We start from the raw sequence: 24,511 nt of genomic DNA on the forward strand, positions 1-24,511 counted from the left end.
GGGTTACGCCTCGCCACAGGAGCAATGGCAACGGCGTGCCGAGACACGGCTTACTTTCGACGTCGAGTTCCTTCGCCCCCCTCTCTGTCCTGCCGGACTGCCCGGCCCTTCGCTGCCGCTCAGGGCTTTCGTCGCTCGGAAAGCCAAGCAATTGGCTTCCCGTCCGCTGCGCGGATCGCTCCTCAACCCCCTCAAGGGGGGAGATTGGCAGTTCGAGCGCCTCGCTTCTCTTTGCAACGTTGGTGATTGGCGAAAGCCGGCGTGACATCCGATCTCCCCCCCTGAGGGGGAGATGCCCGGCAGGGCAGAGAGGGGGGCCTCGCGCCGGCGCTCGATGATTGGTAGATTTCCCATCCCACCATCCTGTCACATCCACCTCCCGGCACAAACTGGTTCCTTCATTTTCCAGAAAACTGGCCCTCGCGATGGAGACAGAGCGGCGTAGACTTCGCTCATAGACGTTGGGGATAAGACGTCGGCGCAAGACGGGGACACAAGTCCGGGCAAGGCAACTGGGAGGCTGCCGGCCGGACAGGCAAGGCGAGCGCGATGCATCGCCCGCCGCAGGCATGAAGCCATTTCCCTCCCGAAAATGAATATCCCGCAGCCAGCCCGGCCGCGGGGCGGAAAGCGAGCAATGACGACAGTTCGACTAGGCATAAACCCGATCACCTGGACCAATGACGACGTGCCGGAACTGGGCGGCGACACGCCGCTCGAGACCTGCCTCAGCGAGACCGCGGAAGCGGGCTATGCCGGCACCGAGCTTGGCGGCAAGTTCCCGCGCGACAGCCGCGCGCTTCGGCCCATCCTCGACCATTACGGGCTGGCGCTGGTCTCCGGCTGGTATGACGGGCGCATCTGCGAGAAGGAGGTCGACGAGGAATTCGAGGCGATCCGGCCGCACCTGGCGCTGCTGCGCGACCTCGGCGCCCGGCGCGTCGTCTATGCCGACACCTCGCGCGGCCGGCATGGCGCCATCCACGATCCGATCTCGCAGCGGCCGAAGCTGATGGACGGCGAATGGAAGGCCTATGGCGAAAAGATCACCAGGCTCGCCGAGCGGTTCTCCGATTTCGGCGTCGGCATGGCCTTCCATCATCACATGGGCACGATCGTCGAGACCGACCAGGAGATCGACAGGCTGATGCACGGCACCGGCGAGGCGGTCGGCCTGCTCTACGACACCGGGCACTGCGCCTTTTCCGGCGGCGACCCGGAGCAATTGCTGCGCCGGCATGTCGAGCGCGTCGTGCATGTGCATTGCAAGGACGTGCGCCCGGCGATGCTGAAGAAGGCGCGCGAGGCCGACATGAGCTTCATGGGCGCGGTGATGGAAGGCATCTTCACCGTGCCGGGCGACGGCGCGGTCGACTATCCGACGCTGCTCAAGATCCTCGCCGACCAAGGCTATTCCGGCTGGCTGGTGGTGGAGGCCGAGCAGGACCCGGCCAAGGCGCACCCCTTGACCTATGCCACGATGGGGTATCGCAATCTCAAGAAGCTGGCCGAGGGCGCGGGCTTCTATGTCCACGAGCGCAAGGGCTGAAGACCGCATGGGGCGCCGGGGAGGGAGATGAGTTCGGTTCTGTACCAGAAGGTGGTCAAGAGCTTCGGCGCGCTCAACGTGCTGCGGTCGCTCGACCTTGCCGTGCCCGATCACAAATTCCTCGCTTTGCTCGGCCCATCGGGCTGCGGCAAGACGACGGCGCTGCGCATCCTGGCCGGGCTCGACATGCCGAGCGCGGGCAAGGTCTTCATCGGCGAGCGTGACGTCACCCGGCTGCAGCCGCGCGACCGCGACATCGCCATGGTGTTCCAGAGCTACGCGCTCTATCCGCAGATGACGGTCGCCGAGAACATCGGCTATCCGCTGTGGATCCGCGGCACGCCGGACGCCGGGCGAAAGGCCAAGATCGGCGAGGTCGCCGCCATCCTCGAGATCGGCCACCTGCTCGACCGCCGTCCGCGCCAGCTCTCGGGCGGACAGCGACAGCGCGTCGCGCTGGCACGCGCCATCGTGCGCGACCCGGCGGCCTTCCTGATGGACGAGCCGCTCTCCAATCTCGACGCGCGGCTGCGGCTCACCATGCGCGGCGAGATCAAGCGGCTCTGCCAGCGCCTCAGCGCCACCACCATCTACGTCACCCACGACCAGGTCGAGGCCCTGACGATGGCCGACTTCGTCGCCGTCATGCATGGCGGCGAGCTGCAGCAGATGGCGCCGCCCATCGAGATATACGACCGCCCGGCGAACCGTTTCGTCGCCACCTTCGTCGGCAACCCGCCGATGAACATTCTGCCGGCAGCGCTTTCCGAGCGAGGCGTCATCGTGGCCGGCAACGTCGTCCCGCTGGAAGCCGCGCGGCTTGCCGCCTGCCGCGCCGCCTCAATCGCCGAAATCGGGCTGCGGCCGGAGGATTGCAGCGCCGCCGCCATCGACACGCCTGACGCGCTGCCCGGCGAAATCTACGTCGTCGAACCGATGGGCAACGAGACGTTGGTCAATGTCCGTTTGGAAGGCGGCAACGTCTCGGTCCGGGCCGGCCGCGAATTCAGGGGTGCGGTGGGTGAAAGCATCGGCGTCGCCTTCGACCCGGCGAACGCCTGTTTCTTCAATTCGGCCGGCCTGACAGCCGTCCACAGGGTCAACAACAATGGGAGAGTGACATGATGCATTCCAGCAGACTTACTCGCCGTTCCGTCATCAAGGGCGGGCTTGGCCTGGCCCTGGCGACCACCGCGCTGACCACGCTCGGGCTGCCGATGCCGGCCAAGGCGGCCGGCAAGAAGGTGATCATCGGCGCCTTCGCCGATGGCGGCCTGACGCCGTTCAAGGAAAAGATCATCCCGCTGGCCAAGGAACAGGGCTTCGACATCCAGTTCCTCGAGGACGAATACGGGGTGACGCTCGAAAAGTGGTTCGCCGACGCCCAGAGCGGCGCCGGCCAGTATGACCTCTATCTGCTCGACGACCCGTGGGTGCCGCAGTTCGGCGCAGCCAACGTGCTGGAGGACCTTGGCGCCGGCGGCATCGATGGGTCGGACAAGGACTGGATCGGCCCGATGATCGACATGGGCTACTGGCCGCCGCAGAAGGGGCCTCGCGTCAAGGGCTTCGAGAACGCCAAGCCGACGCTGATCTGCGTGCCCTTCGTCGGCGACCTGCAGACGCTGACCTATCGCAACGACGTATTCACCGGCGGCGCGCCGAAGACCTGGGACGAGGTGATCGCCAAGGGCAAAGAAGGCGTCGCGGCCGGCAAGATCAAGTATCCGGTCGTCTTCCGCGGCGTTTCCGGCAACCCGATCGTCACCAGCTGGTATCCGGTCTTCCTGTCGTTCGGCGGTTCCTTCTTCGACGACAAGTGGAACCCGATCTTCAATTCGGCCGAAGGCAAGGCTTCGGCCGAATTCTTCGTCGGCACGATGAAGCAGAACACGGCGAGCGGCGTGGTGGAGTTCGATTCCGACCAGGAGGGCGCGGCGATCCTCGGCGGGGACGCCGGCGCGATCATCCAATACTCGGGCAATGCGCTGAAGGCTGACGACCCCGCCCAGACGAAGGTGGCGGGCAAGCTCGATTTCGGCGTCGTGCCGAAACAGGAAAAGGCGATCGCCCAGATGGGCATCTTCATCGCCGGCGTGCCGAAATCAGCGCCCAACAAGGCGAACTCGATCGAGTTCCTGAAGTGGTATGTCAGCGCGGAAACCCAGGCCAGGCTCTCGGAAGCTGGCTCTATCCCCGTCAAACGCAGCGCCTTCGGCGTCGCCAAGCCGGGCAACCGCCTTATACCGGTCGCGCTCCAGCAGCTCGACGCCGGCGCGCTGCCGCGGCCGCGCACGCCTGACTGGGCGAAGGTCGAAGAACTGCTCGGCATCGAGCTCAACAAGGCCTTGCAGGCCGGCTCCGGCGGCGGCGCGGCGTTGGATACGGCGGCCAAGCAGGTCAAGGACTACCTGACCACGGCCGGGTACTACTGATGCAAACCGGCATGCAGGCACGCAAATATCGCCTGCAGGGGGCGGGGCTCGACCTCGCCCTCCCCTATCTCATGCTGGCGCCCGGCCTGATGGTCGTGCTCGGCGTGCTGGTCTATCCGCTTTGGGATGGGCTGCGCGCCAGCACCAGGGCTTACCGCTACGGTTCGCCTGTCGCAGATGTCGGCTTTCACAACTATGTGCAGCTTTGGAGCGACGCGCAGTTCCTGAATTCGCTGTGGGTCACGGTCAAGTTCGTGGCGCTTTCGGTGTCGATCGAGGCGGTGCTGGGCTTCGCGCTGGCCTTGTTCTGCTTGCACGAATTCCGCGGCATAAGGCTGCTCAGGACGGTGCTGATCATCCCCATGGTGATCACGCCGGTCGTCGTCGCCATCCTGTTCAGGCTGATCTACGCCAGCGATGCCGGCATGCTGACGGCGCTCTCGGAGGCCATGGGCGGCGGCGGCGTCCAGATCCTCGGCAACCCGCTCAATGCCTTCATCGGCCTTGTCGTACTCGACGTCTGGGAGTGGACGCCGCTGATGTTCCTGATCCTGCTGGCCGGCCTGCAGTCGCTGCCGCACGAGCCGTTCGAGGCGGCGCGCGTCGACGGCGCCGGGTCCTGGCGCGTGTTCGCCGATCTCACCTTCCCGATGATGCGCCCGGTGCTGGCGATTGCCATCGTGCTGCGCACCATCGACGCCTTCGGCACCTTCGACCAGGTTTTCGTCCTGACCCGAGGCGGGCCTGGCGAAGCGACGAGGCTGATCTCGATCTATGGTTATGACACCGCGTTCAAGTTCCAGCAGACCGGATATGCGGCGGCGCTGTTCGTGACGATCGGCCTCGTCGTGCTCGCGCTCGCCTTCAGCGCCATCAGGCTCCTGCGCAGGATCGACGCGTCATGAGCACCCGTCTGGCGCGCATCCTCACCACCATCTTCGTGCTGGCAGTCGTGCTGCTGCCGATCTACTGGCTGGTGTCCACCTCGCTCAAGTCCAATCGCGAGATCACTCAGGAAGGCACGCTCTATCCGCATGTGCCGACGCTCGACAATTACGTCAGGCTGTTCACCGAAAAACAGTTCGGCTCCTACCTGACGAACTCGCTGGTGGTCACCTTCTTCTCGGTCGCGATAGCGCTGGTCTTCGGCGCGATGGGCGCCTACGCGATCGCCAGGTTCCGCCTGCCTTTCGCCGCGGAGCGCAAGGTCGGCCTTTTCCTGCTCACCCTGCGCATCATCCCCCCGGTGGTGATCCTGATACCCGTCTATCTCTTGATGCTGAGCCTCGGGCTGCTCGATAGCTGGCTCGGCCTGATCGCCACCTACACAGCCTTCAATATCACCTTCTGCGTCTGGATGATGGAGAGCTTCTTCCGCGAGATCCCCGTCGATCTCGAGGAGGCGGCCATGGTCGACGGCGACTCACGCTTCGGCGCCTTCCGCCGCATCACGCTGCCGCTGGCAGCGCCTGGCTTGGCGGCCACCGCCATCTTCGCCGTGCTGGTCACCTTCAACGAATTCCTCTTCGCGCTGGCGCTGACGGCGACGCCGCGAGCGATGACCATGCCGCGCGGCACCGCCACGCTCATCGGGCGCATCGATACCGACTGGGCCTCGATGTCGGCCGCCGGCGTCATCGGAGCGCTGCCGATCGTCTTCTTCGCGCTGCTGGTGCAGCGGCATCTGGTTCGCGGCCTGACCATGGGCGCCGTGAAGTGACCGCCGGCCGGGCATGTTGAACTCGCCGTCAGGGACGGCCGCACAGGAAAGTTGAACGCATGATGGATGTTTGTCTGTTCGGGGTCGGATTGATTGGAAGGGTGCATGCCGGCAATCTGGCGCGCCACCCGAAGGTGCGGCTGCGCTATATCGTCGATCCCAACCGGGAGGCCGCCGCCAAGGTAGCGGCCGCGACCGGCGCCGAGATCGCCGACACAGAGACCGTGATGAACGATCCGGCGGTGAAGATGGTGTTCATCGCCTCGGCAACGCGCACCCACGCCGACCTCGCCATGGCAGCGGCGGCAAAGGGTAAGGCGATCTTCTGCGAGAAGCCGATCGATCTCGACCTCAAGCGCACCGACGAGTGCCTGGCCGCGGTCGCGAAGGCCGGCGTGCCTTTCCAGATCGGGTTCAACCGTCGCTTCGATCCGAGCTTCCGGGCGCTGAAGGAGCGGCTGGACGGCGGCGAGATCGGCGCGGTCGAGCAGGTCATCATCACCAGCCGCGATCCCGAACCCGAAACCGAGGAAGCGCTGGCCGGAGGCGGGGGCGTGTTTCGAGAGATGACCATCCACGACTTTGACATGGCGCGGAACATGCTCGGCGAGGAACCGGTGGAACTGTTCGCGACCGGCTCCTCGCTGGTGGCGCCGCAATACAGCAAGCTCGGCGACTACGATACCGCGATGTTCATCCTGCGAACGGCGTCCGGCCGGCAATGTCACATCAACAACAGCGTCAGGGCCGCCTATGGCTATGACCAGCGCATCGAGGTGCACGGCGCCGACGGCATGCTGCAGGCCGGCAACCGCCTGCCGACCTCGGTGGAGACGTACGGTGGCAAAGGTATATCGCGCGACAAGCCCTACTACTTCTTCGTCGAACGCTATGCCGAATCCTACGCCGCCGAGATCGATCACTTCATCACCTGCGTCGAAACCGGCAGCAGCCCGGCGGTCACGGCCAGCGACGGCCGCAAGGCCATGATCCTCTGCGAGGCGGCGCTTGCGTCGGCGCGGTCCGGCCGGTTCGAGCCGGTAAAGCTCTGAGCGCATGGTCTGAAGTCAACGGGAAGCGACAATAATGAAGATCGGCATGATCACCGACAGCCTGGGCAACCTGTCCTTCGACGAGATGCTGCGCGCCTCGGCCGAACTCGGGCTGGAGACTCTAGAGTTCGCCTGCGGCAACTGGTCGTCGGCGCCGCATATCGACCTGGCGGCGATGCTGGACAGTGCCGCCACCCGCGCCGAATTCGTCGCCAAGGTCCGCGACCACGGGCTGACGATCGCGGCGCTCAACTGCTCGGGCAACCCGCTGCATCCGGGACCGCAAGGCAAGCAGCACCGCCAGGTGACCGAGGACACGATCCGGTTGGCGAGCCTGATGGGCATCGACCGCGTGGTTATGATGTCAGGGCTGCCCGGCGGGCCGGGCGACGCCAACCCCAACTGGATCATCACCGACTGGCCGCCCGAATGCGCCGACATCCAGCGCTACCAGTGGGATGAATGCATCATCCCCTACTGGCGCGATCTCGTCACGTTCGCTAACAATCTGGGCATCAGGAAGCTTTGCCTGGAATTGCATGGGCATCAGGCCGTGTACAACGTACGGACGCTATTCCGGCTGCGCGATGCTGTCGGCGAGACGGTCGGCGCGAACTACGATCCGAGCCATCCGATGTGGATGGGCGCCGATCCCATCGCCGCCGTGCGCAAGCTTGGCTCGGCGATCTACTATGTCCACGCCAAGGATACGCGCGTCGAGCCGGTGCCGGCCGGCATCGACGGCGTGCTCGATGCGCGACCGCCAACGCTTTTTTCCGAAAGGGCCTGGAACTACATCACGCTGGGCTACGGCCACGGCGAGACCTGGTGGCGGCAGTTCTGCACCGCGCTGAAGCAGGCCGGCTACGACGACGTGCTGTCGATCGAGCACGAGGACATGATGCTGTCGCCGATGGAGGGCATGCGCAAATCCGTGGCGCTGCTGCGCAACGTCGCCATTAACCTGGCCTGATGCTCAGATCCATTATCGCATTGGCCGGTCGCCGTGGGCCGCCAAACCGGTCCCGGCGCTCGGCTCGATCACCTCACATCGACCCAGCGCTGCTCCTGGAAGGAGCGCGCCATGGCATGCACGGTGCGCTCGATCTCCAGCCCCTCGTCGAAGTCGATGATGCGGGCCGGCTTGCCGGCGATGCGCATCAAAAGCTCGCGGCATTCGATCATCTTGAGGTCGTTGAAGCCGAGGCCGTGGCCCGGCGCGGGCAGGAAGGAATCATAGGGCTTGTGGTGCGGCGCGACCAGGATGGTGCGATAGCCCTGCTCGGTCGGCCGGTCGGCGGTGAGATAGAGCTGGAATTCGTTCATCCGCTCCTGGTCGTAGAGGATCGAGCCCTTCGAGCCGAAGATCTGGATGGCGATGCGGCCCTTGCGGCCCCAGGCCGAGCGGTTGACTAGCAGCGTGCCGGCGACGCCGTTCTCGAGATGCAGCAAGACGCTGGCGATGTCGTAGGTCTCGACCGCGCGGCGTTCTCCGGACGCCGTCTTGCGGTCGGCATAGGGTTTGGCCATGTCGCACATGACGCGCGAAACGCGGCCGAACAGCACCTTGATCAGCGACAGCGGATGGACGGCGAAATCGTCGAGCGCGCCGTAACCGGACGCCGCCTCGTGCTTCCAGAAGAACAGCGCTTCCGGGTCGGCCATGAAGTCCTCGTCCATCTCGATGCGCACGAGGTTGACATCGCCGATGATCTTTTCTTCGAGCAGCGCGCCGATATGGCGGATGGCGGGGTTCTGGATGTAGTTGTAGCCGAGCCCGGCGACCTTGCCGGATTTCCTCGCCGCGGCCGCCATGGTCTCGGCCTCGGCGAAACTCGGCGCCATCGGCTTCTCGCACCACAAATGCTTGCCGGCTTCGAGGATGGCGATCGCCATTTCGGGATGGAACTGGTTGGGCGTGGTGAGCGAGACGACATCGACCTCCGGATCGTTGACCACGGCGTGCCAGTCGCCGGAGCCCTTGGCGAAGCCGAACTCGCCGGCCTTGCGCCTGGCCAGCTCGTCATTCACCTCACCCAGATGCACCAATCTCGGCTTCTCGACATCGGGAAAGACGGTGCCCACCGCGTTCCAGGCAATGGCGTGGCACTTGCCCATGAAGCCCGTGCCGATGAGGCCCACTCCGACCATGTCGATTGTCTCCGAGACTTGGGAATATTGACATGGATGAATTAGTCCATTTCGATAAGAAATGGAACATACAAATCATTTTTTATGGTGTTCTTGCGCGAACTCGCTATGATGAGGCAGGAGAGGGACAACCATTATGGGCGCGGACGGAGCGACGATGGACGAACGGGTGCCTCGCGATTTCGAAACGCTGCGCGCGACGATCCTGGACAGGCGCGCGAGCCTGCCCAAGCGCATCGCGCAGATCGCCGCCTATGCGCTCGACAATCCCGACGACATCGCCTTCGGCACGGCGGCGAGCATCGCCGCCTCGGCCGGAGTCCAGCCCTCGACGCTGATCCGTTTTGCCCAGCAGCTCGGCTTCGACGGCTTCACCAGCCTGCAGCAGGTTTTCCGCGAGCGGCTGCGCGAGCGCAACTCCTCCTATGACGAAAGGCTGGCCGCACTCCGCGCCAAGGCCGAGGAAGGCGCCGGCCACAGGGCAATCTTCGACGGCTTTGTCGCCGCCGCCAGCACCTCGCTCAGCGACATTTCGCGTGCGTTGAACGACGCGCATTTCGAAGAGGCGATCGCGCTCCTAGCGAAAGCCGAGACCATCTATGTGCTGGCCAAGCGCCGCTCCTATCCGGTCGCCTCCTACATCGCCTATGCGCTGGGCAAGCTCAAGATCCGCAACCAGCTGGTGGAATCGGCCGCCGGGCTGAACGCCGAGATGATCGGCTTCGCCACGCCGCGCGACGCCGTCATCGCCATCAGCTTCTCGCCTTACGCCCCGGCGACCATCGAGGAGACGCGCGCGATCGCGGAACAGGGCGTGCCGATCGTGGCCATCACCGACTCGTCCTTCTCGCCGCTGGCGCAGTTCGCCAAGGTCTGGTTCGAGGTCGCCGAGGCCGATTTCGGCGGCTTCCGCTCGATCTCGGCGACGATGGCGCTGGCCATGGCGCTGACCGTCGCCGTCGGCGAGAAGCGCCGCGAAACCGGGCGACGCCGCAAGGGCTGAGCCTCGCGGAGGCGCGCTTTTCGGCTCGGGAACGCTCATTCCATATTGACTACGGATTGGAATTAATATTTCATATTGGCGACACCACGCCGTCGCCGGCGCGCGCTGTCCAAACGACGCTGCTCTGCATAACAAAGCCGATGGGAGGTTCGAATGGGCGAAGCCGTGGAAGGGAGATACCCGCCGCTCGACGTCATCACCATCGGCCGCGCTTCGGTCGATCTCTATGGCCAGCAGATCGGCTCGCGGCTGGAGGACATCACCTCTTTCGCCAAGTCGGTCGGCGGCTGCCCGGCCAACATTTCCGTCGGCACGGCAAGGCTCGGCCTGCGCTCGGCGCTGCTGACGCGCGTCGGCGACGAGCAGATGGGCCACTTCATCCGCGAGCAGCTCCGGCGCGAGGGCGTCTCCGTCGATGGCCTGAAGACCGACAAGGAGCGGCTGACGGCGCTGGTGCTGCTCTCGGTCGAGAGCGAAGGCGTCTCGCCGATGATCTTCTACCGCTCCGACTGCGCCGACATGGCGCTGGCCGAAGAGGATATCGACGAGGCCTTCATCGCCTCGGCGCGCTCGGTGGTCGTCACCGGCACGCATTTCTCGCGGCCGAATTCCGATGCAGCGCAGCGCAAGGCGATCCGGTTGATGAAGGCCCGAGGCGGCAAGGTTGTCTTCGACATCGATTATCGCCCGAACCTCTGGGGGCTTGCCGGCCATGCCGAGGGTTTCGAGCGCTATGTCAAATCAGACCGTGTCTCGGCGCAGCTGAAGACGGTGCTGCCCGATTGCGACCTCATCGTCGGCACCGAGGAGGAGATCATGATCGCTTCCGGAGCCGACGATTGCCTGAGCGCGCTGAAGACGATCCGCGCGCTGTCCTCGGCCACCATCGTGCTGAAGCGCGGCGCCAAGGGCTGCATCGTCTATGACGGGCCGATCAGCGACGACCTCGAGGACGGCGTCGTCGGCAAGGGCTTCCCGATCGAGATCTACAATGTGCTCGGCGCCGGCGACGCCTTCATGTCGGGCTTCCTGCGCGGCTGGCTCGGCGGCGAAAGCTTTGCCACCGCCGCCACCTGGGCCAATGCCTGCGGCGCCTTTGCCGTGTCGCGCCTGCTCTGCGCGCCGGAATATCCGACCTTCGAAGAGCTGCAGTTCTTCCTGAAGAACGGCAGCAAGCACCTGGCGCTGCGCAAGGACGAGGCGATCAACCACATCCATTGGGCAACGACGCGCAGGCGCGACACTCCCTCGCTGATGGCGCTGGCCTGCGACCATCGCGTCCAGTTGGAGGATGTCGCGGCAAGGGTCGGCGCCGACGTTTCGCGCATCCCCGACTTCAAGGTGCTGACGGTCAAGGCTGCAGCAAAAGTCGCCGCCGGCCGCGACGGCTATGGCATGCTGATCGATGAGAAATACGGCCGCGACGCCATGTTCGAATTCGCCCGCCATCCCTTCGCCTGGCTCGGCCGTCCGGTCGAGTTGCCGGGATCGCGGCCGCTGCGCTTCGAATTCTCGCAGGATATCGGCTCGCAGCTCACCGAATGGCCCGTCGACCATTGCATCAAATGCCTGTGCTTCTATCACCCAGACGATCCCGAGACGCTCAAAGTTGAACAGCAGCAGAAGCTGCGCGCTTTGTTCGAGGCGGCCCGGAAAGTCGGCCGCGAACTGCTGGTCGAAATCATCGCCGGCAAGCATGGCAAGCTCGACGACACCACCATTCCGCGCGCGCTGGAGGAACTCTATGCGCTGGGCATCAAGCCCGACTGGTGGAAGCTCGAGCCGCAGGCTTCCGCAGGCGCCTGGGCGAAGATCGAACAGGTGATCGTCAAGAACGATCCATGGTGCCGCGGCGTCGTGCTGCTGGGGCTGGAAGCGCCGCAGGACGAGCTGGTCGCGGCCTTCGCCGCCACCGCCAATGCGCCGATCGTGAAGGGATTCGCGGTCGGTCGCACCATCTTCATCAACGCCGCCGAACAATGGCTGGCCGGCAAGATCTCGGACGACGAGGCCATCGCCGACATGGCGTCCCGCTTCGAACAGTTGACCGAGGCATGGCTTGCCGCGCGCGGTCGAAAAGCAGCATAGAACACGGGCAGCATAAGAAACGGCGTCAACGAAAGCCGGAGGAAACGAAATGAGCAAGACCGTTCGCCTGACGATGGCGCAGGCGCTGACCCGCTTTCTGTCCCGCCAGATGACGGAGATAGACGGCAAAAAGGTGCCGATCTTCGGCGGCGTTTGGGCGATCTTCGGCCATGGCAATGTCGCCGGCATCGGCGAGGCGCTCTATCAAGTGCGCGACGAGCTGCCGACCTTCCGCTCCCATAATGAGCAGGCGATGGCGCATGCGGCGATCGCCTATGGCAAGGCGAATTTCCGCCGCCGCTTCATGGCCGCGACCTCTTCGATCGGCCCCGGCGCGCTGAACATGGTGACGGCGGCGGCGCTTGCGCATGTGAACCGGTTGCCCGTCCTGTTCCTGCCGGGCGATGTCTTCGCCAACCGCCTGCCCGATCCGGTGCTGCAGCAGGCGGAGGATTTCTCTGACGGCACGGCGAGCGTCAACGACTGTTTTCGTCCGGTGTCGCGCTATTTCGATCGCATCACGCGGCCGGAGCAGATCATCCCGGCGCTCAACCGCGCCATGCAGGTGCTGACCGATCCCGCCGAATGCGGCCCGGTCACGCTGTCGCTCTGCCAGGATGTGCAGGCCGAGGCCTATGATTATCCGGAAAGCCTGTTCGCCGAGCGCCTCTGGACGCCGCGCCGGCTGCGCCCGGATCGCAATGAATTGGCGGCCGCCCTCGCGGCGCTGAAAGGGGCGAAGAAGCCGCTGGTGATCGCCGGCGGCGGCGTGCTCTATTCGCAGGCTTCCGGTGAACTGGCGAAGCTGGTGCAGGGCGCCGGCATTCCGGTCTGCGAAACCCAGGGCGGCAAGTCCTCGCTGCCTGATGATCATCCGCTCAACATGGCGGCGGTCGGGGTGACAGGCACGTCCGCCGCCAACCGGCTGGCGGAGGAGGCCGATGTCGTGCTTGCCGTCGGCACCAGGCTGCAGGATTTCACCACCGGTTCCTGGGCACTGTTCAAGAATGCCGGCCGCACCATCATTGGGCTCAACACCCAGGTCTTCGACGCCGGCAAGCACTGGGCACTGCCGCTGGTCGCCGACGCGGCCGAGGGGCTCGCCGAGCTTGCCGCGGCGCTGAAGGGCTGGAAGGCCCCTAACGCCTGGACCGACAATGCGCTGAGGGGCAAGACGGAGTGGCAGGCCGCCGCCGCCAAGGTGACGGCTTCGACCAACGCCGCCTACCCTTCCGATGCGCAGGTGATCGGCGCCGTGCAGCGCGCCATGGGCTCGGGCGTGACGCTGCTGAATGCGTCTGGCGGTCTGCCGGGAGAACTGCACAAACTCTGGCAGGCGGGCGCCCCCGGCTCGTATCATGGGGAATACGGCTTCTCGACCATGGGCTATGAGATCGCCGGCGGGCTCGGCGCCAAGATGGCCAAGCCCGACCAGGAGGTCGTCGTCATGGTCGGCGACGGCTCCTATCTGATGATGAATTCCGAGATCGCCACCTCGGTGATGCTTGGCCTGAAGCTCACCATCGTGCTGCTCGACAATCGCGGCTATGGCTGCATCAACCGGCTGCAGATGGCGACCGGCGGCGCCAACTTCAACAATCTCTTGAAGGACGCGCGCCACGAGGTGCTGCCCGATGTCGACTTCGCCGCGCATGCGGCAAGCATGGGTGCCATCGCCGAGAAGGTGGCGTCGATTGCCGAGCTGGAGACGGCGCTGGCCAAGGCAAAGAAGAACGACAGGACGACCGTTCTAGTCATAGACACCGATCCGCTGGTTTCGACCGAGGCCGGCGGCCATTGGTGGGACGTCGCCGTGCCGGAAGTCTCGTCGCGGCCACAGGTGAACGCCGCGCGCAAGGCGTATGAGGACAAGAAGCAGATGCAGAGCATCGGTAATTGAAGCTGACAGCGCAGATCCCCTACCTCCCCCTTGTGGGGAGGTCGGACCGAAGGTCCGGGTGGGGGTCGGCGCTGCCCCCTCCCCGCTGCTTTGCAGCGACCCTCCCGACCAAGGGGGAGGTAGGAACGAACCGACATTTGGAGTGACGACTTGAAAGCCAAACTGGGCATGTCTCCCATCGCATGGTGGAATGACGATCTCGTGGAACTGAGCGACGACGTGTCGCTGGAGGAATGCCTGCGCCAGTCGCGCTCGGCGGGCTTCACCGGCATGGAGATGGGCCGCCGCTTCCCCAACGATCCCAAGGTGATGCTGCCGATCCTGAAGGAGGCCGACGTCACCCTTTGCGGCGGCTGGTTCTCCGGCACGCTGGTCAACGAGGACCTGGCAAAGAACAAGGACCGCATCCAGCCTATGATCGAGCTGTTCAAGGCGGTCGACGCGCCCTGCATCGTCTATGGCGAGGTCGGCCGTTCGATCCAGGGCGACCGCTCGAAGCCTTTGGCCACCAAGCCAAAACTTTCGGACGACGAGATGAAGGCCTATGGCCGGCGCGTCACCGCATTCGGCGAATGGTGCGCGGAGCAGGGCATGCCGCTTTCCTACCACCATCACATGGCCGCTGTGGTCGAGACCGAGCCGGAGCTCGATTCCTTCATGCGCAACTCCGGCGAAGGCATCCCGCTTTTGCTCGACGCCGGCCATCTCGCCTTTGCCGGCGGCGATGTGCTGCGCGCCATCGACAACCATCACAAGCGCATCAACCATGTCCATGTGAAGGATGTGCGCATGGGTGTGATCGAAGGGCTCGACCGCACGAAACAGTCCTTCCTCGATGCCGTGGCGCTCGGCGCCTTCACCGTGCCGGGCGACGGCTCGCTCGATTTCGGAGCCATCGTCCAGCGCTTCGCCGATCATGGCTATGAAGGCTGGTTCGTCGTGGAAGCCGAACAGGATCCGAAGAAGAACCCGCCGCTCAAGATGGCCCAGGTCGGCCACAAGGAGCTGATGCGGGTGATGACGGCCGCCGGTTACACGGTGGAGACACAGGGTTTCCCGGTCTGATCATAAACGATGGATTAGTCAGGGCGCCCGGTCTATCCGTTGCGCTTGGCAAATCCTGGATTGGCGCGATGAAAGACTATGAGCATCCCTTCTTCCGGCCGCTGTGGCGGCGCATCGCCGTCGTGGCGGTGTGCCTGGTCTGGTCGGTGATCGAGTTCGCCTCCGGCACGCCGTTCTGGGGCGTCATCGCGCTCGGCTTCGCCGGCTACGCGGTGTGGCAGTTTTTCTATCTGTATAAGCGGGCTGAGGAGAACAAGGCCGACCCCGAACCGAAGGAATGACTGATCCATGGCTCAGAAGCTTCTACGGATCGGATACTGCGTGCCTGGCGGACCTCATGCGTTGGCGACTAGTCGAAACGCACCTCGCTTCGTCATCCTAGGGCGGAGCAAGGAGCGAAGCGACGCAGCGCAGACCCTAGGATCCATGCCATGACTTTGACCTGTTGCAACGGTGCAGAATTCTGCTCCGCTGCGCCCTTCGTCTGAGGTAACGGCATGGATCCTAGGGTCTCCGCGACGGAGCTTCGCTCCTGCTTCGCCCTAGGATGACGAAGTTGAGAGGGATCCGGCCAATCCCCAAGGTGCGCGATCGAGCAGTGAATCCTGGCTGCGGCGGGTCTGACAGTCAAAGCGTCGAATAATTAGGAGACAAAAATGTCGAAACTGCTCGTCAAGGCCGACAGGGGCCACGGCCATGTCGCACACGTCACGCCGCAAAGCGCCGGCTGGACCTATGTCGGGTTCGACCTGCATCGGCTGAAGGCGGGCGAGGCGGCGGGCGGCACGACGGGCGACCGTGAGGTCTGCCTGGTCTTCGTCACCGGCAAGGGCAAGGCGACCGCTGGCGGCAAGGATCTTGGCCTGCTCGGCGAGCGCATGTCGCCCTTCGAGGGCAAGCCCTGGTCGGTCTATGTGCCGCAAGGCACTGAATGGTCGGTGACCGCCGACACCGAGTTGGAGCTCGCCGTCTGCTCGGCGCCGGGCCTCGGCGGCGGCCTGCCGGTGCGGGTCATCGGGCCGGACGATCTTGGCCAGGAGGTGCGCGGCAAGGGCACCAACACGCGCTATGTCACCAACATCCTGCCCGAGGGCAAGCCGGCGGATTCGCTGCTGGTGGTCGAGGTCATCACGCCCGGCGGCCACACCTCCAGCTACCCGCCGCACAAGCACGACCAGGACAATCTGCCGGCCGAATCCTATCTCGAGGAGACCTATTACCACCGCCTCAACCCGCCGCAGGGCTTTGCCTTCCAGCGCGTCTACACGGATGCGGACCGCAACGGCGTGCGCGAGTTGGACGAGGCGATGGCGATCGAGGACGGCGATGTCGTGCTGGTGCCGAAGGGCTACCACCCCTGCGCGGCCTGTCACGGCTACGACCTCTATTATCTCAACGTCATGGCCGGACCGAAGCGGACGTGGAAATTCCACAACGCGGCCGAGCACGAGTGGCTTATGAAGGCCTGACCGCGCATTGGTCCAGCAGGGAAAAATCGTCGGCTAACGAGCTTGCGGCTGGACTTGCCTTCGAAAACCCATGAGCTTCGTCAATCCGTCATGGAAATCACCTATGGCAGCGGTTCCGGTGCATGTCGCCGCAAACGCCTTGGCGTTTTGGACCCACGACTTGCCAAGACAATGACTTGAAGCGCGTCGCATGATCCTTCGGGCGCGACGCGCTTGACGAGGAACGCCGATGCGATACGCCATCTACTACACACCGGGACAGGACGAGAAGCTGGCGCGCATTGCCGCCAACTGGCTGGGCCGCGACCCGTTCGGGGCGGCGACGCGGCCGGTGGAGGCGGTGGGCGATCTGTCGGCGGCGGAAGTCGCCTTCCACACGGCATCGGCCCGGCGTTACGGGTTCCATGCGACGCTGAAGGCGCCATTCCGGCTGGCGCCGAACGAGACGGAGGCTTCGCTGCGCGCCGCGCTCGACGCCTTCGCCGAGGCGACGCCGCCGGTCGTCATTCCGCGCCTTGTCGTCGGCCAGATCGACGGCTTCTTCGCGCTGGTGCCGGAAACGCGGTTCGCGCCGCTCAACGACTTCGCCGGCGAGGTGGTGCGCGCCTTCGACAGTTTCCGCGCGCCGCTCACCGAGGCCGAGATCGAGCGCCGCAGCCCGGACGCGCTGAAGCCGGACGAGTTCCGCAACCTTTGCCAATGGGGCTATCCTTATGTCTTCGACACATTCCGCTTCCATATGACGCTGTCGGGGCGTGTCGGGCCCGAGGAAAGCCCGCGTCTTCGCGCGGCGATCGACGGCCTGTTCGCCGACGTGCTGCGCCAGCCGGTGCCGGTCGATGCGCTGACCTTGTTCGTCGAAAGCGAGCCCGGCGCCCCGTTCATGGTGCTTTCGCACCATGCGCTTGGCCGTGGCCCGGCCCGTAAGACAGCCTAGGGCGGATCAGCGGGACGCTGAACCGCCCTATCTTTAGTTTTTACGCAATTCCGGACGGAAAACCGCAAAGCACTTTTCCTGGAATTGCTCTGATTTGATTGCCGACCGCTCGAGATAGGACCGCCTGAGATGACCGCCGAAACCGTTCTCACCAATGCCCGCATCGTGCTGCCCGACGAAATCGTCGAGGGCTCGCTTCTGTTGCGCGACGGCCTGATCGCCGCCGTCGAGCCGGGCGCTGCCCGCACCGGCGAGGATATGGGCGGCGACTTCATCATCCCGGGCCTTGTCGAGCTTCACACCGATCATCTCGAAGGTCATTACGCGCCGCGCCCGAAAGTGCGCTGGAACCCGATCGCCGCCGTGCTTGCCCATGATGCCCAGGTGGCGACCGCCGGCATCACCACCGTGCTCGACGCCTTGCGCGTCGGCATGGACGAGGACGCCGACCTGAAATCCGACGACGTGCGCAAGCTGGCCGACGCGATCGAGGACAGCGTGCGCCAGGATCGGCTCAGGGCCGACCATTTCATCCATTTGCGCTGCGAGGTCTCGGCGCCGGACTGCCTCGAGGCTTTCGCCAATTTCGAGACCGACGACAGGGTGAAGCTCGCGTCGCTGATGGATCACGCGCCCGGGCAGCGCCAGTTCGTCAACCTCGAGACCTATGCCTATTACTACCAGCGCAAGCTGAAGCTGACCGACCGCGACTTCCAGAAATTCTGCGAGAAGCGGATGGCGGAATCGGCCCGCAATTCCGGCCCGAACCGGGTTTTCATCTCGGCCGCCTGCCGCGAGCGCGGCATCGTGCTGGCCAGCCATGACGATGCGACCGCAGGCCATGTCGACGAAGCCATAGAGCAGGGCGTGCGCGTCGCCGAGTTCCCGACGACGGAGGAAGCGGCCAAGGCCTCCAAGGCGGCGGGTCTCGGCGTGCTGATGGGCGCGCCGAACGTCATGCGCGGCGCCTCGCATTCCGGCAATGTCTCGGCGCGCACGCTTGCCGCCGACGGCCTGCTCGACATACTGTCGTCGGATTACATCCCCTTCAGCCTGATCCAGTCGGCCTTCTTCCTCGGCGATGTCGTAGAAGGCATCACGCTGCCCCAGGCGGTGGCGATGGTCTCTAAGAACCCGGCCGAAGCGGTCGGTCTCGCTGATCGGGGCGTCATCGAGCCTGGCCGCCGCGCCGACCTGGTGCGCGTGCGCGTCGACGACCATGTGCCGGTCGTGCGCACCGTGTGGCGCCAGGGCCGCCGGGTCGCATGATGGTCTCGGCCCTCATCGAGCGCGAGCTGGCCGATAGCCTGCCGATCCGCAACGGCGTTTTCGTCGCGGTGGTCGGCCCGAGCGGCGCTGGCAAGGATACGGTGATCGGCTACGCCAAGCAGCGCTTTGCCGGCGAGACGCGGCTGGAATTCGTGCGTCGCGTCATCACAAGGCCGAGCGACACCGCAAGCGAGGACCACGACACGCTGGCGGACGCCGCCTTCGCGGAAGCCGAGGCTGACGGCGCCTTCTCGCTGTGCTGGGACGCGCACGGTCTGCGCTACGGCCTGCCGGCCGATGTCGACTGGGCCGTGGCGAACGGCCACGTCGCCGTGGCGAATGTCTCCCGCGCGGTCATCCCGGCGCTGCGCGAACGCTACGCCAACCTGGCCGTGGTCGAGATCACCGCCACGCCGGAGATCCTCGCCGAGCGGCTGGCGGCGCGCGGCCGCGAATCGCGCGGCGAAGTGCTTGCCCGCCTGGCGCGCAGCGCCAGCGTCAAGCTGACGGGACCGGACGTCACCTCGATCGACAACAGCGGCGACAAGGAGCTCGCCGGCGAACGCTTCGCCGAGGTGCTGCGCAAGGCGATGGCGTTCTCCGATCTGTCGGACATGATCTAAGCGCCTTCCCTTCTCCCCTTGTGGGGTGAGAAGTGGTCCGCGTGAGCGGACGAAAAGCCGATTGCTTGGCTTTTCGAGCTTCGAACGCCCTGAGCCTGCGAAGGGCCGGGTGGTGGCCGCGAAGCGGCCGGATGAGGGGTGCTGGAAGAAATGAAGCGCTGGCGGTTGGGCACAACATGCTGCCAGGCGAACGCATTGCCAAGCTGGAACACCCCTCATCCGTCTCGGCGCTTCGCGCCGATCCACCTTCTCCCACGAGGGGAGAAGGAGAGGCGCCTACTTGTTGAAGTTGGCGATGAACTGCTTGAATTGAGGCGTCGGCGGTCTGGCGAACATTTCCTTCGGTTCGCCGACCGTATCCACCTCGCCCTTGTGCAGGAACATCACCTTGCTCGACACGTCGCGGGCGAAGCCCATTTCGTGGGTGACGACGAGCATGGTGCGCCCTTCTTCCGCCAGCGAGCGCATGACGCGCAGCACCTCGCCGACCAGTTCCGGATCGAGCGCCGATGTCGGCTCGTCGAACAGCATCACCTTGGGGTTCATCGCCAGGGCGCGGGCGATCGCGGCGCGCTGCTGCTGGCCGCCCGACATATGCGGCGGATAGTAGTTGCGGCGCTCCCATATGCCGACGCGCTTCAGCAAGGCCTCGGCCTGCTCCAGGCATTCCGCGCGCGGCCGCTTCAAAACATGCGTCGGTGCGGCGACGAGGTTTTCCAGCACGGTCATGTGCGACCAGAGATTGAAGCTCTGGAAAACCATGGCGAGGTTGGCGCGAATCCGTTCCACCTGGCGGATGTCGGCCGGCATCTGATGGCCGTCGCGGCTTCGCTTCATCTTGATCAGCTCGCCGTCGACCCGCACCTCACCGGAGTCAGGGGTCTCCAGGAGGTTGATGCAGCGCAGCATCGTGCTCTTGCCGGACCCGGAGGAGCCGAGGATGGAAATCACGTCGCCCTTGTGGGCTTCCAGCGAAATGCCCTTGAGCACCTCATGATCGCCGAAGCATTTGCGCAGGTCCTTGACGCTGATGGCGGGCGTCTCGCCGGAGGACGGTGCTGCTTTCGCGGCAGCGGCGACATTTGCCGACATCACAACACCTCCGGTACGGGTCTGATTTGCTGGCTCTGCTCGGGCGGCGGCCGCAGATGCGGCGACAGCCGGTATTCGACCCAGGCAAACAGCCGGGCGATCGACAGGTTGAGCAGCAGATAGATCACGCCGGCGCAGGTCAGCACCTCGATCGGCCGGAACGTGTCGTGCTGGATCTTCTGCGCTGTTCCCATCATCTCCATGATCGTGACCACCGAGGCGAGAGCGGTCGCCTTGGTCATCAGGATGATCTCGGTCGAATAGGCCGGCAACGCCAGCCGCAGCGCGATCGGCAGCGTGACAAGGCGGAAGCGGGTGAAGGCCGACATGCCGAACGCCTTGGCCGCCTCGATCTGGCCGACCGGCACCGCCCGCAGCGCACCGCGGAAAATTTCGCTCTCATAGGCGGCCGTGTTCAAGGCCATGGCGACGATCGTGCAATACATCGGATCGCGCAGGATCGGCCACAGGATCGGGCTGTGGCGGACGAAGTCGAACTGGGAGAGGCCGAAATAGATCAGATAGAGCTGCACCAGGAGCGGCGAGCCGCGGAAGATGAAGACATAGGCGCGGGTGAAATATTCACCCAATCTGTAGCCGGAACCCCGCAGCCAGGTCAGGCCGGTGGCGATGATCAGCCCGAAGGCGATGCCGAAGAACCAGATCTCGAGCGTCAGCGGCAGCGCCTTCAGCACGCTCCACATGGTCGAAAGGTAGAAGTCGAGATCCACCGCCACCTCACTTCGGCCGCGTGAAACTGCGCGAGGTGTAACGCTCGGCCTTTTCGAAGATCGGCGTCGAGATCGAGGTCATCACCAAATAAAGGATGCCTGCGACCGTGTAGAAAAGCAGCGAATGATGCGTCGAACGCGCGGCCTTGTTCGCGGTGAGCATCAGCTCCGCAACGCCGGTGACGGAGATAAGCGCCGAATCCTTGATGGTCAATTGCCAGACATTGCCCAGCCCCGGCACGGCGAGGCGCAGCACCTGGGGTACGATCACGAGGCGAAACCGCAGCCAGGCCGACATGCCGTAGGCGCGGGCCGCTTCCAGCTCGCCGCGATGGATCGCCAGGAACGAGCCGCGAAAAACCTCGGCCTGGTAGGCGCCGGAAATGATGCCGACCGCAAGCACGCCGCCGAGGAAGCTCGGCATGTTCAGGATGTCGGTCGAGCCGATCGATCCGGTCGAGCGAGCCACGCCGGTCAGGACCTGCGTGCCGCCATAGTAGAACAGGTAGATGATCAGGAGTTCAGGTTCGCCGCGGAAAACGGTGGTGTAGCTTTCGCCGATAAATCTCAGCCCGCCGCGATGCGAGAGCTTGGCCGCAGCCACCAGCGAGCCCAGCGCAGCGCCAATCAGCATCGAAACGACGGTGACGGCGAGCGTCCAGGCGATGCCCCAGAGCAGTTGCACGCCCCAGCCGGCGGCCAGCAGCTCATAGGCCGTCGACACCTGATCCTTGAGATCGTTGAGAAACTCCACCTACGCCTTCCCTCCCGGCGACGGTTGCTTGTCTCAATGCAAGAAAGGGAGCAGCCTTGGCTGCTCCCTTTGCGACATTACTTGGTAATGTCGATCTTAAACCATTGCAGGCTGTATTTCGACACCGAACCGTCGTCGAGCGCGGCCTTCAGCGCCTTGTTGTAGATGTCCTGCAGGTCCTTGTCGGTCTTGCGGAAGGCGGCGCCGATGCCCGGCCCGAGGATCGGGCCTCCCTTGAATTGCGGCCCGACGAATTCCAGGTCCTTGGCGTCGGGCTTGGCCAGCGTGCCGAGGAAGTAGGTGGTATCGGCGAAGGCCACGTCGATGCGGCCCGCCATCAGGTCGAGGTCGTGCTCGTCGGTGGTCTTGTATTCATGGACGTTGGCGACGTCCTTGAGATACTTGTCGGCGAAGGTCGCCTCGGTGGTCGAGACCTGCAGGCCGACATTTTTGCCGGTGAGCTCCTTGCGCAGCGTGTCGAGTGCCGCCTTGGATTCGGCGTCGTCCTTCGAGAGGTCGATCATCTTGCCCTTGTTGGACAGGTTGGCCAGCGGACCGTTCTTGTCGGCCAGGAAGGCCACCGGCGACGAGGCGTAGGGGATCGAGAAGTCGATCGTCTTCATGCGCTCCTCGGTGATCGACATGCCGTCCATGACGATGTCGAACTTGCCCGCGGTAAGGCCGGGAATGACGCCGTCCCAATCCTGCGCCACGATATTGCACTCGAGCTTGGCGCGGGCGCAGACGTCGTTGAGGATGTCCACCTCGAAGCCGACGATCTTGCCGCTGGCGTCGGTCTGGTTCCAGGGGGCGTAGGAGCCCTCCATGGCGACGGAGACGGTCTTCCAGTCCTTGGCCAGTGCCGGGGTCGAGCAGGTCAACGCCAGCGCCGCGAGCGCGATCCAACGTGATGATGTCACGGTAGTTACTCCCATTTTTGTTCTTGGAACCCTCAGATACCAATTGCTTAACCCAGCCCCGATTCGCCGACAAGGGCTGTTTTCCGGTTCACGGGTGTTGCAATTCGCCCGTGAATCCGGACGTGCCCGGCGGCTCAACGGCGAGCATCGATCCAATCAGGCCGTTATCCGAAGAGCGGGACTACTCCGCCGGCGCGCCCGCAACGTTCTGGCGCGTTGCCTCGATCATGCGGCGCCGGGCGCGGAAGACGCCCCATTGCTGGTCGACCAGCACGCCGATCAGGATGACGCCGCCCATCACCGCGAAATTGAGCGACGAGGGGATGCCGAGCAGATTGACGAGGTTCTGCAGCTCCTGCAGCAGCACCGTGCCGAGGATTACGCCGACCAGCGAGCCCTCGCCGCCACGCAGCGAGAAGCCGCCGAGCACGGCGGCCGCGATGGCGTAGAGCTCATAGAACTGGCCGTGGCTCGCCGGTGAGATCGAGCGCGTGTACATGGCGAAATAGATCGCCGACAGCGCCGTCAGCACGCCGCAGATGACATAGGCCGCGATGATGATCCGGCCGGTGCGGATGCCGGAATATTTCGCCGCCTCCTCGTTTTTGCCGATGGCGTAGAGATAGCGGCCGAACACCGAGCGGTGCAGCACCACCCACATGACGATGGCGATGACGATCAGCGCGATGAAAGAGTTCGGCAGGCCGTAGGAGCGGCCCGCGGTCAGGAATTCGAGCGTCGGGAAATTCTGCCCGAAGGCGAAGCCCGCCGTGCCGTCGGCGGTGTAGAAACGCGCCACGCCGCGATAAATCAGGAGGCCGCACAGCGTCACCACGAAAGGCTGCAGTTTCAGCCTTGTGATCAGCCAGCCATGCACGAAGCCGATGACGGCGCCGAGCACGATGATCACCACGAAGGCCAGCGGCCAGTCCAATTCGCGCACCGCGATGAAGTCGATGAACAAGGTGCCGAGCAGCGCGATCAGCGAGCCGACCGACAATTCGATGCCGCCGGTGATGATGACGAAGGCCTGGCCGATCGACAGGATGCCGAACAGCGCGACGAGGTTGGAGGTGTTGGCAAGGTTGATCGCCGACAGGAAGCGCGGATTGATGGCCGTCACCACCGCGCCGACCACCAGGATCAGGATCAGCAGGCCGAGATCTTTCTTGCTCATACAACTCCTCCCGCCGCTTGCAGCAGTTTCGGCTTCTTGCCGACCGCCAGCAAGAGCACGTTCTCCTGGCTGAAATCTTGCCTGTCGAGGATGCCGGAAATCTGCCCCTCATGCATGACCGCGATGCGGTCCGACACGCCGATGACCTCCTCCATGTCGCTGGAGATCATCAGCACGGCAACGCCGGCATCGGCCAGCGCCCGCATCAGGCCGTAGATCTCGGCCTTGGCGCCGATGTCGATGCCGCGCGTCGGCTCGTCCAGGATCATCACCTTGGGATTCATCGCCAGCCATTTGGCGAGAACCACCTTCTGCTGGTTGCCGCCCGACAGCGTGCCGGTTCGGGTCAGGACCGACGGCGCCTTGATGCCGAGGTTCTTCTTCTGCTTTTCGGCCGTCGCAAGCTCGGCGCCGGTCGAAACCAGCGAACGCCTGGCATGCGCCGGCAGGTTGGGCAGCGTAATGTTCTGCGCGATCGAGAGATCGAGCAATATGCCGGTGAGCTTGCGACGGCCGAAAAGCAGAAGAAGAACCTCGGCATCAAGGCGCCGTCGGTCCTGACCCGAACCGGCACGC

24 protein-coding genes are annotated in these 24,511 nt (G+C 64.7%); 17 read left to right on the forward strand and 7 right to left on the reverse strand.

Going from position 1 to position 24,511, the window contains the following annotated elements:
- The 8 genes from EOA23_RS36085 to EOA23_RS14125 all read left to right on the forward strand — a co-directional run.
- Positions 1-265 (forward strand): hypothetical protein (locus tag EOA23_RS36085; RefSeq protein WP_210212488.1); only part of this gene is annotated, 265 nt, incomplete at its 5' end.
- A gap of 372 nt (positions 266-637) precedes the next feature.
- Positions 638-1,549 (forward strand): myo-inosose-2 dehydratase, encoded by a 912-nt coding sequence (gene iolE / locus EOA23_RS14095; protein ID WP_127304574.1) that lies wholly within the window; start codon positions 638-640, stop codon positions 1,547-1,549.
- A 27-nt stretch (positions 1,550-1,576) separates the two neighbouring features.
- The gene (locus tag EOA23_RS14100; protein ID WP_127304575.1) at positions 1,577-2,674 is read left to right on the forward strand and encodes an ABC transporter ATP-binding protein; all 1,098 of its coding nucleotides are present in this window, start codon (positions 1,577-1,579) and stop codon (positions 2,672-2,674) included.
- Positions 2,671-3,984: an extracellular solute-binding protein gene (locus tag EOA23_RS14105; RefSeq protein WP_127304576.1), complete on the forward strand. Its 1,314-nt coding sequence runs from the start codon at positions 2,671-2,673 to the stop codon at positions 3,982-3,984. Before EOA23_RS14100 ends, EOA23_RS14105 begins: the two co-directional genes overlap by 4 nt.
- Positions 3,985-3,995: 11 nt before the next feature.
- Complete coding sequence (locus tag EOA23_RS14110; RefSeq protein WP_189341607.1) at positions 3,996-4,889, forward strand: sugar ABC transporter permease; 894 nt, start codon at positions 3,996-3,998, stop codon at positions 4,887-4,889.
- Positions 4,886-5,704 (forward strand): carbohydrate ABC transporter permease, encoded by an 819-nt coding sequence (locus EOA23_RS14115; protein WP_127304577.1) that lies wholly within the window; start codon positions 4,886-4,888, stop codon positions 5,702-5,704. The genes EOA23_RS14110 and EOA23_RS14115 overlap by 4 nt, the downstream gene beginning before the upstream one ends.
- Positions 5,705-5,763: 59 nt before the next feature.
- Positions 5,764-6,756 (forward strand): inositol 2-dehydrogenase, encoded by a 993-nt coding sequence (gene iolG, locus EOA23_RS14120; protein WP_127304578.1) that lies wholly within the window; start codon positions 5,764-5,766, stop codon positions 6,754-6,756.
- 34 nt (positions 6,757-6,790) lie between these two features.
- The gene (locus tag EOA23_RS14125) at positions 6,791-7,729 is read left to right on the forward strand and encodes a sugar phosphate isomerase/epimerase (RefSeq protein ID WP_127304579.1); all 939 of its coding nucleotides are present in this window, start codon (positions 6,791-6,793) and stop codon (positions 7,727-7,729) included.
- A gap of 68 nt (positions 7,730-7,797) precedes the next feature.
- Here the strand turns inward: EOA23_RS14125 and EOA23_RS14130 are convergent, their stop codons facing one another.
- On the reverse strand, positions 7,798-8,907 hold the full coding sequence (locus tag EOA23_RS14130; protein ID WP_127304580.1) for a Gfo/Idh/MocA family oxidoreductase: 1,110 nt from the start codon (positions 8,905-8,907) through the stop codon (positions 7,798-7,800).
- Positions 8,908-9,064: 157 nt separating this feature from the next.
- Here EOA23_RS14130 and EOA23_RS14135 point away from each other — a divergent pair, with 157 nt between their 5' ends.
- The 9 genes from EOA23_RS14135 to phnN all read left to right on the forward strand — a co-directional run bounded on the left by EOA23_RS14135 (position 9,065) and on the right by phnN (position 19,261).
- Positions 9,065-9,910: a MurR/RpiR family transcriptional regulator gene (locus tag EOA23_RS14135; RefSeq protein WP_050070688.1), complete on the forward strand. Its 846-nt coding sequence runs from the start codon at positions 9,065-9,067 to the stop codon at positions 9,908-9,910.
- A gap of 153 nt (positions 9,911-10,063) precedes the next feature.
- Positions 10,064-11,998 (forward strand): 5-dehydro-2-deoxygluconokinase, encoded by a 1,935-nt coding sequence (iolC, locus tag EOA23_RS14140; RefSeq protein ID WP_127304581.1) that lies wholly within the window; start codon positions 10,064-10,066, stop codon positions 11,996-11,998.
- A 49-nt stretch (positions 11,999-12,047) separates the two neighbouring features.
- Positions 12,048-13,898 carry a 3D-(3,5/4)-trihydroxycyclohexane-1,2-dione acylhydrolase (decyclizing) gene (gene iolD, locus EOA23_RS14145; RefSeq protein WP_127304582.1) on the forward strand — a complete coding sequence of 617 codons (1,851 nt, stop codon included), beginning with the start codon at positions 12,048-12,050 and terminating at the stop codon, positions 13,896-13,898.
- A 150-nt stretch (positions 13,899-14,048) separates the two neighbouring features.
- Positions 14,049-14,963: a myo-inosose-2 dehydratase gene (gene iolE / locus EOA23_RS14150; protein ID WP_127304583.1), complete on the forward strand. Its 915-nt coding sequence runs from the start codon at positions 14,049-14,051 to the stop codon at positions 14,961-14,963.
- Between the two features lie 68 nt (positions 14,964-15,031).
- Positions 15,032-15,244 carry a DUF3329 domain-containing protein gene (locus EOA23_RS14155; RefSeq protein ID WP_127304584.1) on the forward strand — a complete coding sequence of 71 codons (213 nt, stop codon included), beginning with the start codon at positions 15,032-15,034 and terminating at the stop codon, positions 15,242-15,244.
- A gap of 375 nt (positions 15,245-15,619) precedes the next feature.
- The gene (iolB, locus tag EOA23_RS14165) at positions 15,620-16,432 is read left to right on the forward strand and encodes a 5-deoxy-glucuronate isomerase (RefSeq protein ID WP_127304585.1); all 813 of its coding nucleotides are present in this window, start codon (positions 15,620-15,622) and stop codon (positions 16,430-16,432) included.
- Positions 16,433-16,661: 229 nt separating this feature from the next.
- Entirely contained in the window at positions 16,662-17,369 is a 708-nt protein-coding gene (locus EOA23_RS14170; protein WP_127304586.1) for a DUF1045 domain-containing protein, read from the forward strand.
- 129 nt (positions 17,370-17,498) lie between these two features.
- Positions 17,499-18,638, forward strand: a complete 1,140-nt coding sequence (locus EOA23_RS14175) for an alpha-D-ribose 1-methylphosphonate 5-triphosphate diphosphatase (protein WP_127304587.1) — start codon at positions 17,499-17,501, stop codon at positions 18,636-18,638.
- Entirely contained in the window at positions 18,635-19,261 is a 627-nt protein-coding gene (phnN, locus tag EOA23_RS14180) for a phosphonate metabolism protein/1,5-bisphosphokinase (PRPP-forming) PhnN (RefSeq protein WP_189341608.1), read from the forward strand. The genes EOA23_RS14175 and phnN overlap by 4 nt, the downstream gene beginning before the upstream one ends.
- 276 nt (positions 19,262-19,537) lie before the next feature.
- On the opposite strand, the gene EOA23_RS14185 is transcribed toward phnN, so the two are convergent.
- The 6 genes from EOA23_RS14185 to EOA23_RS14210 all read right to left on the reverse strand — a co-directional run.
- Entirely contained in the window at positions 19,538-20,353 is an 816-nt protein-coding gene (locus EOA23_RS14185) for an ATP-binding cassette domain-containing protein (protein ID WP_127304588.1), read from the reverse strand.
- Positions 20,353-21,084, reverse strand: a complete 732-nt coding sequence (locus tag EOA23_RS14190) for an ABC transporter permease (RefSeq protein WP_245474163.1) — start codon at positions 21,082-21,084, stop codon at positions 20,353-20,355. Before EOA23_RS14190 ends, EOA23_RS14185 begins: the two co-directional genes overlap by 1 nt.
- Positions 21,085-21,091: 7 nt before the next feature.
- Positions 21,092-21,838: an ABC transporter permease subunit gene (locus EOA23_RS14195; RefSeq protein WP_245474165.1), complete on the reverse strand. Its 747-nt coding sequence runs from the start codon at positions 21,836-21,838 to the stop codon at positions 21,092-21,094.
- Positions 21,839-21,915: 77 nt separating this feature from the next.
- Complete coding sequence (locus EOA23_RS14200) at positions 21,916-22,758, reverse strand: transporter substrate-binding domain-containing protein (protein ID WP_210201488.1); 843 nt, start codon at positions 22,756-22,758, stop codon at positions 21,916-21,918.
- Positions 22,759-22,939: 181 nt separating this feature from the next.
- Positions 22,940-23,935 carry an ABC transporter permease gene (locus EOA23_RS14205; RefSeq protein ID WP_095819149.1) on the reverse strand — a complete coding sequence of 332 codons (996 nt, stop codon included), beginning with the start codon at positions 23,933-23,935 and terminating at the stop codon, positions 22,940-22,942.
- Positions 23,932-24,511, reverse strand: a 580-nt coding sequence (locus tag EOA23_RS14210; RefSeq protein WP_245474166.1) for an ATP-binding cassette domain-containing protein, incomplete at its 5' end; no start/stop codon positions are given. The genes EOA23_RS14210 and EOA23_RS14205, both read right to left, overlap by 4 nt.

The organism is Mesorhizobium sp. M2A.F.Ca.ET.042.01.1.1 (assembly GCF_003997405.1).
Taxonomy (GTDB): Bacteria; Pseudomonadota; Alphaproteobacteria; order Rhizobiales; family Rhizobiaceae; genus Mesorhizobium.

Coding starts and splice junctions, on each gene's coding strand:
- iolE (WP_127304574.1), top strand. CDS start 638: ATGACGACAGTTCGACTAGGCATAAACCCGATCACCTGGACCAATGAC.
- EOA23_RS14100 (WP_127304575.1), top strand. CDS start 1,577: ATGAGTTCGGTTCTGTACCAGAAGGTGGTCAAGAGCTTCGGCGCGCTC.
- EOA23_RS14105 (WP_127304576.1), top strand. CDS start 2,671: ATGATGCATTCCAGCAGACTTACTCGCCGTTCCGTCATCAAGGGCGGG.
- EOA23_RS14110 (WP_189341607.1), top strand. CDS start 3,996: ATGCAGGCACGCAAATATCGCCTGCAGGGGGCGGGGCTCGACCTCGCC.
- EOA23_RS14115 (WP_127304577.1), top strand. CDS start 4,886: ATGAGCACCCGTCTGGCGCGCATCCTCACCACCATCTTCGTGCTGGCA.
- iolG (WP_127304578.1), top strand. CDS start 5,764: ATGATGGATGTTTGTCTGTTCGGGGTCGGATTGATTGGAAGGGTGCAT.
- EOA23_RS14125 (WP_127304579.1), top strand. CDS start 6,791: ATGAAGATCGGCATGATCACCGACAGCCTGGGCAACCTGTCCTTCGAC.
- EOA23_RS14130 (WP_127304580.1), bottom strand. CDS start 8,907: ATGGTCGGAGTGGGCCTCATCGGCACGGGCTTCATGGGCAAGTGCCAC.
- EOA23_RS14135 (WP_050070688.1), top strand. CDS start 9,065: ATGGACGAACGGGTGCCTCGCGATTTCGAAACGCTGCGCGCGACGATC.
- iolC (WP_127304581.1), top strand. CDS start 10,064: ATGGGCGAAGCCGTGGAAGGGAGATACCCGCCGCTCGACGTCATCACC.
- iolD (WP_127304582.1), top strand. CDS start 12,048: ATGAGCAAGACCGTTCGCCTGACGATGGCGCAGGCGCTGACCCGCTTT.
- EOA23_RS14155 (WP_127304584.1), top strand. CDS start 15,032: ATGAAAGACTATGAGCATCCCTTCTTCCGGCCGCTGTGGCGGCGCATC.
- iolB (WP_127304585.1), top strand. CDS start 15,620: ATGTCGAAACTGCTCGTCAAGGCCGACAGGGGCCACGGCCATGTCGCA.
- EOA23_RS14170 (WP_127304586.1), top strand. CDS start 16,662: ATGCGATACGCCATCTACTACACACCGGGACAGGACGAGAAGCTGGCG.
- EOA23_RS14175 (WP_127304587.1), top strand. CDS start 17,499: ATGACCGCCGAAACCGTTCTCACCAATGCCCGCATCGTGCTGCCCGAC.
- phnN (WP_189341608.1), top strand. CDS start 18,635: ATGATGGTCTCGGCCCTCATCGAGCGCGAGCTGGCCGATAGCCTGCCG.
- EOA23_RS14185 (WP_127304588.1), bottom strand. CDS start 20,353: ATGTCGGCAAATGTCGCCGCTGCCGCGAAAGCAGCACCGTCCTCCGGC.
- EOA23_RS14205 (WP_095819149.1), bottom strand. CDS start 23,935: ATGAGCAAGAAAGATCTCGGCCTGCTGATCCTGATCCTGGTGGTCGGC.